The sequence below is a fragment of the Acidisphaera sp. S103 genome (assembly GCF_009765975.1).
GTDB lineage: Bacteria > Pseudomonadota > Alphaproteobacteria > Acetobacterales > Acetobacteraceae > Rhodopila.
In genome coordinates, this window is record NZ_LMUJ01000040.1 from 1 (window position 1) to 8,599 (window position 8,599).

Sequence of the window (8,599 nt, forward strand, 5' to 3'; positions counted from 1 at the left end):
ATGGAGAGAGTCTTTCCGCTGTCACCGCCGATCTATGCCGGCGGATGGGGGTGGGGCCTCGGGTTGTGCCGATGACCGACGATCCGGTGCGGACTCGGTTGCTGACCGACCTGGGGTGGCTGGATTTCCAGGAATATTTTGTGCATCGGCGGTGTGAGCCGGTGGTTTCTCAACTGCAGTTCCAGGGCGCGGGGGCGGCGCGGCCGCATCCGGCGTTTCTGGCGGCGTTGGCGGATGAGTCGCTGGAGGCGGTGGTGATCTGCCCGTCCAATCCGTTCATCAGCGTCGAGCCGATCCTGGCGATCCCCGGCGTGCGAGAGGCGCTGATCGCGTGCAAGGCGCCGATCATCGCGGTTTCACCGATCATCGCGGGACGAGCGGTGAAAGGGCCGACGGCGAAGATGATGACGGAGTTGGGGCTGGATCCCTCGGCCGGGACGGTGGCGCAGCGGTATGCCGATCTGCTGGACGGGTATGTGATCGACCACGCGGATATGTCGGAGGTGGTCTCGATCGATGCGCGTGTCACGCTGGCGCAGACGCTGATGACGACGATGGAGGACCGGGAGGCGCTGGCTCGGATTGTCGTGGAGGCGGCGGCGACGTTGCGGCGGCGGGAAATGCACGGGCTGCGGCATCGTCGCGTCCCATGATCGATGTCTGGGCCTGCGTGCCGGTCAAGGGGTTTACCGGGGCGAAGTCTCGGACGGGGTCGATTTTGACGCCGGAACAGCGGGAAGTGCTCGCCGCAACGATGTTGGAGGACGTGCTGTCGGCGTTGGCCGGGGCGTCTCGGTTGGCGGGGATATTGGTCAATACGATCGATCCGGTGGCGGGGGCGTTGGCTGAGCGGTATGGCGCTCGGGTGGTGACGGAGGGCGCGCTGGATGGGCATACCGGCGCGGTGAACGGGATGGCTCGGGTGTTGGCGGCGGAAAGGAAGGGTGCGTTGCTGACTGTGCCGGGGGATATTCCGTTGGTGACCTCGGCGGAGATCGATGCGGTGGTGTCGTCCTGTCTGGCGGCACCGTCGTTTACTATCGTGCCGGCGCATGATGAGCTGGGGTCGAATGCGGTGCTGTGCGCGCCTCCGTTTTCCGTGCCGTTGCGGTTTGGGGACGATAGTTATTTTCCGCATCTGATGGCGGCGCGGGCGCAGGGGATCGAGCCGACGGTGGTGCGGCTGCCGGGGATCGGGCTGGATATCGACCATCCGGCGGATTTGCGGGCGTTCATGGCGGTGCGGCCTCGGGTGCCGACGCGGACGCGGGCGCTGTTGGAGGGGTTCGGGTTTTAGGCGTCCTGGGGTGCCGTTGGATTCCATGTGCTTTTTCCTTCGCCTCAAAGCCCCTGATTGGTACTTGAGGAATGGCATGGTTGGGCTCTTGCCATCGCCATTGGCCTCGGTTCCGCATGTCGGGTCGTTCGCGCATCGATGAAGGCGGCGGCGAGGGTGTCTTGCGGCATCCGCTCACGGTTCTTGCTGAACGCCGTGGGCACCCAGACCGGTTCTTCGGACGACAAGCCGACACGCCAACGGAATAATACCAATGGTCGTTGACGTTGACACATCAGCCTCGTCACGGTTCGGCGAAGTCCGGTCATCCGATCAAGCCATCTTGCCGTGGCAGATGGCCCGGACTTCGCCGAACCATGACGAAGCAGCGGGATCATGACGGATCAAGAGTCGGCCTCAACGGCGGTTGGTGTAAAAGGTCGTCGTCCACCCGCTTTATCATTTTTTATCCGGAACGGATCGAGTGGAAGGCCCGCAATGGCAGAGTGCGTGGCGGTTTCCCATGCGAGGTTGAAGGGCGGCCGAGGATCTGCTCCACGCTGATCGATCCGATATCGCAGTGAGGCCGATACGATCGCGTGGCGACAACATTTTTTTTCAGCAGCCTGCCAGGAAGCCTCGGGCGCGAATTTGATTCCAATACCGTTCTCGGTCAGTCTCTTAGACAAACCCGGGGGGATAGGAAATGAACGGATCCGATGATGATCTCGTTGCGCTGTTTGACAACGCTCCGTTGACGTGGCGTTTCTGGTCGACGGTTGTGCTCGTCTACGCCCAGGCAGCGTTCGAGTTTTTCGACTATTTCCTCGTCGGCTATCTGGTGGCGGTGCTGGCACGTCCTTGGAATCTCACCTACGGCCAGTCTTCGATCATGTTGCTTTCGGCCGGTGTCGGTGCGATCGTGGGTTCCACAGTCTTTGGCCGTCTCGCCGACATCTTCGGACGTCGCAAGCTCCTGCTCGCGGGCACCTTCCTGTATCCGATCGCCGCCGGCCTGCTAGCCATTGTGCCGGACGGAGCATGGATCACCTTCTCCGCCTTGCGGTTCCTTGTCGGCGTTGGCATGGCAGGTGCCATCACAGCGCAAATACCGTTGCTGGTTGAAATGACCCCGACGCGGCACCGCGCGGCCATCACCGGCGCCATGGTCGTGCCGGTCTCGTTGGGCGTGCTGCTGGCGGCACTGTCGGCGGCCACGCTGCTGGCCTTGATCGGCTGGCGCGGCATTGCGGCACTCGGCGCGGCGCCGCTGGTCCTGGCCATCATCATGACCTTCATCATACCGGAGTCGGTACGGTGGTTGCTCGTGCGCGGGCGCACCAAGGAGGCCCGCGACATTCTCGCGAAACTGCTGCACCGACCCGCTGAGTCGATCGCTCTGCCCTCTCGCATCTCCACCTCGGCGTCACATGCGCCGTTCCGCGACCTGTATCGCGACAAGGTCCGGTTCTGGCAGATCGCCATCTTGTGGGTGACGATGAACACGGTCGGCTACTGCGTGATCCTGTGGGGACCGACCATCCTGTCGTTGCGAATGGGGATTCCCGTTAGCCAGGCAGCAAAATACTTCGTCTATGTCAGCCTTTCCGCGATCTGCGGCCGTATCGTCTATACGTTCCTTCCGCTGTGGATCGGGCGGCGGCATGCGGGTGAGTTGGCGGGCTATGTCGGCGCCGCGTTCTTGCTTGCCATGGCGGTGTTCAACAGCGGTTTCATCGGCACGGTCCCGGTGTTTCTGGTTCTGTTGATGGGGATGATGTTCTTTTTCGATGGCGGCCTCTCCAACGCCACGCCCTATTCGGCCGAGGTTTTCCCTGTCGAGTTGCTGGGCCGCGGAACCGGGCTGGTCCAGGCGTGCAACGGGATCGGCAAGATTCTTGGTCCGCTGGTGCTGGCAGTGATCGCCGGTGCCGGCAATTTGGTGACGCCGCGGGCTACGTCCGATGCGATCTTGCCGGTATTCCTGGTGCTGGCGGGGTGCGCCGTCGTGGTTGGTCTGTGCTTCACGCTGGTGCCGGTCGAACGTGTGCGAACCCCGCTCTCGATGCGCGCGCATGAGGACGCCCCGACCAAGCTCGCGCTCGCCGCCCGATCGAGGATTGGCGAAGAACTTCAATAGGAGACCGTTGGCGCAGGTGGCGAGCGCCGTGATTCACCGTTCCGGTGAAAGTTAGATGCCGATCCGCATCGATTGGCGTGTCGTGGCCAGCCGTTGCGCGCGTTTGGCTTCTTCCTGTTGCCGCTGGCGCATTTTTTCTGCCCTGCGTTCGGCGGCACGGCGTTGCTGACGCGACAGCGGAACGACTGGTGCCGACGTCAGGTCGGCGGTGGGTCTCATGGATTTCACCTGGGCGCGGACGAAGGCGAGCAGGTCGGCGGTCTGGTTGCTCGTGGGGAGGGGGTCAGCCAGGGCCTCCAACATCGCGTTTTCGGCGTGTTCTTCGGTCTCGGCAGCCTCGGGCTGTCTTTGTAGCTTCTCCAGCCGGTTTTCATTCTGCTGTGCCGCTCGGTTCAGTGCGTTGGCGTTGCCGCGTAGCCGTAGCGCGTGGTTCAGCGGCAGGTCCGGAGCGGCAGCTTTGCTGAGCGCTTCCAGGGCGCCGAATCCGAAGGCGATGCTGAGGGCGGCGAACCGCAATTCCCGGTCCGTTCGGGCGCCGTAGCTGGCGAGGGTCGTAATGGCGGTTTCTCGCGCGGTGGCAATGTCGCTTGTGCCAGGGATCAGGAACAGAGGGGCGAGGAAGGCGATGATTTTTTCGAAGACGGCGGTGGTGATGGTGGCTGGGTGGGGCATGGTGGGCGCCTGGGGTTGTGGGAAATCAGTTGAATTTCTTCTACCGTAGATTGTGGAATAAAACAAGAACGAAATGCGGCCTGGTCCCGGTACCTTACTGGGGCTGATGGCCCGGACTGACGCCGGGCCTGCCGGACCAGATGTGCGCCGGGTCGGATCCGTTCTTCGTTCGGGCCTATCGGCTTACTTTGTAAAGCGGCAGTGACGCGAGCAGTGCTCGCTCATCACCCCGGAAATCGTTCACGACCTGTGATGTGGTGTTGAACACCATCGTGGCGCGCTGGGCGGGCGAGAACGGCGGCCACGCCGGTATCGCGCCAACGTTCGGGTTCCCGCTTCGGGCGAAGGCGAGCCAGGCGGCGCTCATCTGGTCGGCCATGTGCTGCGGTGCCGGCCCGGTGCCGGCCATGGCCTCGGATTTCGCGACGTTGTCGAACACGAACGCCAGATCGAGCGCGTGCGGCGAGCCCCATTTGCCGTCATCCACCGGGGTGGCCCAGTCCAGTTCGTATAGCCAGACGGGCGCGCCGCCCTGGGCTGCCTTGCGCTCCGCCTGTGCCCAGGCCTGTTGGCGCACTCGGCGATCTGTGGTGATGGCGAAAAACAGGTCGGAGGCCGAGGCGGTGGGCATCAGCCGTCGGAACCCCGCCACGACACGGGGAATGTCGCGGTCCGGTATCCAGCCGGCGAGGCTCCGGAGCAGCGACGCATCATCCAGCGTGAAGTATTCCGGGTGGTTGACACCGAGCAGCGCTGTCGTCTCGGTGCGGGTGGAGCCGATGATCATCGGCACGCCGGCCGATACGGGGGGGCCGTCGGGTTGCCATGGGTCTTTCGGCAGCGCGTTCCCGTCCACCACCGGACTGTAGTTCGGCTTGGGACCGGGTGCGTTCATCACCCTGGCCAGGCCGGCGACGAGTGCGTCGGTCGATAATTTCGCAAGGCGCGGAAGCTCGGTTGGTTTCACGCCCACCGCGGACAGGAACGTCAGCGCGTTTTTGGTCGCTTCATCCGGCGTCAGGGCGTCGAGGTCGGAGCCACTCTCGACGATCGCCTTGTGGAACAGGTCGCGCGCCTGCGGCATCGCCATCAGCGTGCTGACTTTCGCTCCACCGCCGGACTGGCCGAAAATCGTGACGTTGCCGGGGTCGCCGCCGAAGGCCGAGATGTTGTCATGCACCCAGTGCAGCGCCGCGACGATGTCCAACATGCCGACATTGCCGGATTCGGCGTATTCCGCGCCGCCCAGATGGGTGAGGTAGAGAAAGCCAAACGCGTTCAGGCGGTGATTGAGCGTCACCACGACCACGTTGCCGCGCTGGCACAGTCGTGTGCCCTCGAACACGTTGCGCGACCCGGATCCGGCGGAAAAACCGCCGCCGTGCAGCCAGACCATGACGGGTCGCCGGCGCTGGTCGTACAGGGCCGGGGTCCAGACGTTCAGGACCAGGCAGTCCTCGCTGGCTTCCTTGTCGTAGGTCCATGACGCCGTGTAGCTGCCGCGCTTTTGTGGCAGTTGCGGGCACATCGGGCCGTAGGCGACGGCGTCGCGCGCACCGGCCCAGTTCTTCGTCAGCTTCGGCGGATGGAACCGATTGGCGCCCTGGGTATTCGCGGCATAGGGGATGCCCTTGAACACTTTGATGTCGCCGTCGGAAGACCCGCGCACCTTGCCGCGATGGGTCTCCACGACAATGCTGGGGGGCGGTGCGCCGGTCTTCCCATTGCGGCGCGGCGCCGCCAGGCCTGGCCTGGCAAGCCCCTCATTGGCCAGAGCGGCGGCGGCCAGGCCCAGAAGGCCTCGCCGCCCGGTTGCCACCTAGCCCCGCCCGATCCACGGCATCTTGGTGGCCATGATCGTCACGAACTGCACGTTCGATTCCAGCGGCAGGTTCGCCATGAATGCCACCTGCTGGCCGACGTGATTGGCGTCCATGCGGGCCTCGACCGCCATCTGGCCGTAGGGTTGCATCTGGCCGTTGGTGGAGCGTGCCGTCATCGGCGTGGCGGCGTTGCCGATATCCACCTGGCTGCAGCAGATGTCGTATTGCCGTCCGTCCAGCGCGATCGACTTCGTCAGCCCGGTGATCGCGTGCTTGGTGGAGGTGTAGGCCACCGAACCCGGCCGCGGGTTGTGCGCCGAGATCGAGCCGTTGTTGATGATCCGCCCACCCTGCGGCTCCTGATCGCGCATCGCCCGGAAGGCGGCGTTGGCGCATAGGAACATCGCGTCCAGGTTGATCGCACAGACCTTGCGCCACATCTCGAACGTGAAGTCGCCGAAATTGGTGGTGGGGACGTTGCCGCCGGCGTTGTTGAACAGCGAGTCCAGGCGGCCGAAGGTGGATTTCACCTTGGCGAACAGCGCGTCCACCTGCGCCGGGTCGGTCACGTCCGTGGGCACGATCAGCGTCTTGCCGCTCGTGGCCATGCCCGCGGTTTCCTCCAGCGCATCCTGGCGGCGGCCGGCCAGCGCGACCGACCAGCCACCGGCCAGCAGGTTGAGCGCCGTCGCGCGTCCAATACCGCTGCCGGCGCCAGTGATGATGGCGACGCGATCTGTCATGGGTAATCCTCCCCGTTTGTGGAATCCAGCCGCTATACTGGACCGCGAATGGCGCATCGGGAAGATCGCCCGGACGGAAACCTTCCTGCCGCTGGCATTTGGGCGGGCCGTGACAATATGCGCGCTCGTGATGGGTTAAGGGGATTGGAGCATGCGACGCAGAGGCTATTGGGGCGGGCGCGGCGCGGCCGTGGCGCTGTTCGCCGTGTTGGCGGTGGCGAGTGGCCGATCCGTCAGCGCGGATGATTTCGGTTCGGCCATGGGTGCGGCGATGACCCGGATGGATCAGGGCATGAGGGTGCCTGCGACCGGTGACCCGGACCGGGACTTTGCGGCGATGATGATCCCGCACCATCAGGGGGCGATCGACATGGCCAAGGTCGAACTTCGGTTCGGCCATGATCCTGTCCTGCGCCGGTTGGCGCAGGGGATCGTCGTCGATCAGCAGCGGGAGATCGTGGTGATGCGGCACAGGCTGGCGATCTTGCCGCCGCCGCCGGCCGCGCCACCTGGTGCACAGGCGCACATGCCCATGGGGCATTGAAGTGACTGGCCGCCTCGCGACAGGTCCGGGGTTCGGCGTGGTGTTGGTGTTTGGCAAGGTGTCGCCCGGCCTATCGTGCGCTTCCAGGGCGCGATAAGAGACTTGGCACACCAGATCATTACCGGTTTGCGGGGTTCGGTTTCTTTCATGCGCGCAACATTTTTCGCCGGCACGATCGATCGCCGCGCATGAGCTGGCAGAACAGTGCGTTGACCTGGGCGCTGCGCCGCTGGGTCAAACCGGACACGTCGCGCGGGCAGGATATCGCGGCGTCTCGCGCGCTGACCGATCGGGTGCCGTTTCGGGCGAAGCTGGTCAAGGGCTGGCGGTTGCGCGTCGAAAACGGTGCCGTTTTCAAAGGCGATTGGATCGAGCCCGAACGGGAGGACCACGCGGCTCGGCGGCGGTGCATCCTGTATTTCCATGGTGGCGCCTATATCACCATGGCGGCTCGGAGTTACCGGACGCTGACGTCACGCCTGGCGATTTGGAGCGATGCGCGCCTGTTCGCACTGGATTATCGGCTGGCGCCTGAATATCGCTTTCCGGCGGCATTGGATGATGCCGTCGCGGCTTATCGTGCGCTGATCGAGGCGGGGACGCCGGCCAGCCGTATCGTGGTGGCCGGTGATTCGGCGGGCGGCGGGCTGGCCCTGGCGCTGCTGGTTGCCCTGCGCGATGCCGGCGATGCGCTGCCGGCGGGGGCGGTGCTGTTTTCGCCGTGGACCGATCTTGCCGCCACCGGGCAGAGCCTGATCGACAATGATGCCTGCGACGCGTTGATTTTTGGGGCGTGGGTTCACGGGGTGGCAGTGCACTATCTGGGGGACACGGCGGCGACGAACCCGCTGGCCTCGCCGCTGTATGCCGACCTGACGGGGCTACCTGCCATGCTGGTTCAGGTGAGCGGCACCGAGGTCCTGCTGGACGATTCGCGCCGGGTGGTCGAGAAGGCGAGGCTGGCTGGCGTCGACGCGACCTTGCGGGTCTGGCCTGGGTTGCCGCATGTCTGGCAGTTCTTCGCGACGATCCTGCCGGAAGGACGAGCGGCGTTGCGGGAGGCGGCGGCCTTCGTTCGCGAGGCGCTGCCGTAGCGGGGGCTTGCGTGCCGTCGTATAGGGCGGGGATGACACAACACATCGAAACCGACGTGGCGATCGTTGGTGCGGGCCCGGTGGGGCTGTTCGCCGTTTTCGAGTTGGGCATGCTGAAGCTGTCCAGCGTGCTGATCGACGCCCTGGCCGAGGTCGGCGGGCAATGCACCGCGCTGTATCCGGAAAAGCCGATCTACGACATTCCGGCGCATCCCGCGATCGAGGCGGGGGCGCTGGTGACGCAGTTGGAGCAGCAGATCGCGCCGTTTCCGGTGCCTCGGCTGCTGGGGCGGCAGGTGAGTGGGTT

General features: G+C 64.9%; 9 protein-coding genes and 1 pseudogene. 6 read left to right on the plus strand and 4 right to left on the minus strand.

All coding sequences use genetic code 11. From position 1 onward, the window contains the following. Both GSQ89_RS10020 and cofC read left to right on the plus strand, forming a co-directional pair. A partial coding sequence (locus GSQ89_RS10020) for a 2-phospho-L-lactate transferase CofD family protein (RefSeq protein WP_174254844.1) occupies window positions 1-653 on the plus strand: 653 nt, incomplete at its 5' end. Further along, window positions 650-1,297 (plus strand): 2-phospho-L-lactate guanylyltransferase, encoded by a 648-nt coding sequence (cofC, locus tag GSQ89_RS10025; RefSeq protein WP_158924592.1) that lies wholly within the window; start codon window positions 650-652, stop codon window positions 1,295-1,297. The genes GSQ89_RS10020 and cofC, both read left to right, overlap by 4 nt. A gap of 167 nt (window positions 1,298-1,464) precedes the next feature. Here cofC and GSQ89_RS40070 read toward each other — a convergent pair. Then, window positions 1,465-1,590, minus strand: a pseudogene (locus GSQ89_RS40070) (IS5/IS1182 family transposase); the annotation flags it as partial. 392 nt (window positions 1,591-1,982) lie between these two features. Here GSQ89_RS40070 and GSQ89_RS10035 point away from each other — a divergent pair. Further along, window positions 1,983-3,416: an MFS transporter gene (locus GSQ89_RS10035; RefSeq protein WP_158924596.1), complete on the plus strand. Its 1,434-nt coding sequence runs from the start codon at window positions 1,983-1,985 to the stop codon at window positions 3,414-3,416. A gap of 51 nt (window positions 3,417-3,467) precedes the next feature. Here GSQ89_RS10035 and GSQ89_RS10040 read toward each other — a convergent pair whose 3' ends face one another. The 3 genes from GSQ89_RS10040 to GSQ89_RS10050 form a co-directional block, all read right to left on the minus strand. After that, complete coding sequence (locus GSQ89_RS10040; RefSeq protein WP_158924598.1) at window positions 3,468-4,088, minus strand: hypothetical protein; 621 nt, start codon at window positions 4,086-4,088, stop codon at window positions 3,468-3,470. A 175-nt stretch (window positions 4,089-4,263) separates the two neighbouring features. After that, window positions 4,264-5,907 (minus strand): carboxylesterase/lipase family protein, encoded by a 1,644-nt coding sequence (locus tag GSQ89_RS10045; RefSeq protein WP_158924600.1) that lies wholly within the window; start codon window positions 5,905-5,907, stop codon window positions 4,264-4,266. Further along, complete coding sequence (locus GSQ89_RS10050) at window positions 5,908-6,654, minus strand: SDR family oxidoreductase (RefSeq protein WP_158924602.1); 747 nt, start codon at window positions 6,652-6,654, stop codon at window positions 5,908-5,910. A gap of 151 nt (window positions 6,655-6,805) precedes the next feature. Between GSQ89_RS10050 and GSQ89_RS10055 the strand changes: the two genes are divergently transcribed. The 3 genes from GSQ89_RS10055 to GSQ89_RS10065 form a co-directional block, all read left to right on the plus strand. Beyond that, window positions 6,806-7,198 carry a DUF305 domain-containing protein gene (locus GSQ89_RS10055; RefSeq protein WP_158924604.1) on the plus strand — a complete coding sequence of 131 codons (393 nt, stop codon included), beginning with the start codon at window positions 6,806-6,808 and terminating at the stop codon, window positions 7,196-7,198. 188 nt (window positions 7,199-7,386) lie between these two features. After that, window positions 7,387-8,292 carry an alpha/beta hydrolase gene (locus tag GSQ89_RS10060; RefSeq protein ID WP_158924606.1) on the plus strand — a complete coding sequence of 302 codons (906 nt, stop codon included), beginning with the start codon at window positions 7,387-7,389 and terminating at the stop codon, window positions 8,290-8,292. Between the two features lie 32 nt (window positions 8,293-8,324). Then, a partial coding sequence (locus tag GSQ89_RS10065) for an NAD(P)-binding protein (protein ID WP_158924608.1) occupies window positions 8,325-8,599 on the plus strand: 275 nt, incomplete at its 3' end.

What these genes read in the sequence shown, in the direction of transcription:
- cofC (WP_158924592.1), top strand. Translation starts at nt 650, where the DNA reads ATGATCGATGTCTGGGCCTGCGTGCCGGTCAAGGGGTTTACCGGGGCG.
- GSQ89_RS10055 (WP_158924604.1), top strand. Translation starts at nt 6,806, where the DNA reads ATGCGACGCAGAGGCTATTGGGGCGGGCGCGGCGCGGCCGTGGCGCTG.
- GSQ89_RS10040 (WP_158924598.1), bottom strand. Translation starts at nt 4,088, where the DNA reads ATGCCCCACCCAGCCACCATCACCACCGCCGTCTTCGAAAAAATCATC.
- GSQ89_RS10035 (WP_158924596.1), top strand. Translation starts at nt 1,983, where the DNA reads ATGAACGGATCCGATGATGATCTCGTTGCGCTGTTTGACAACGCTCCG.
- GSQ89_RS10050 (WP_158924602.1), bottom strand. Translation starts at nt 6,654, where the DNA reads ATGACAGATCGCGTCGCCATCATCACTGGCGCCGGCAGCGGTATTGGA.
- GSQ89_RS10060 (WP_158924606.1), top strand. Translation starts at nt 7,387, where the DNA reads ATGAGCTGGCAGAACAGTGCGTTGACCTGGGCGCTGCGCCGCTGGGTC.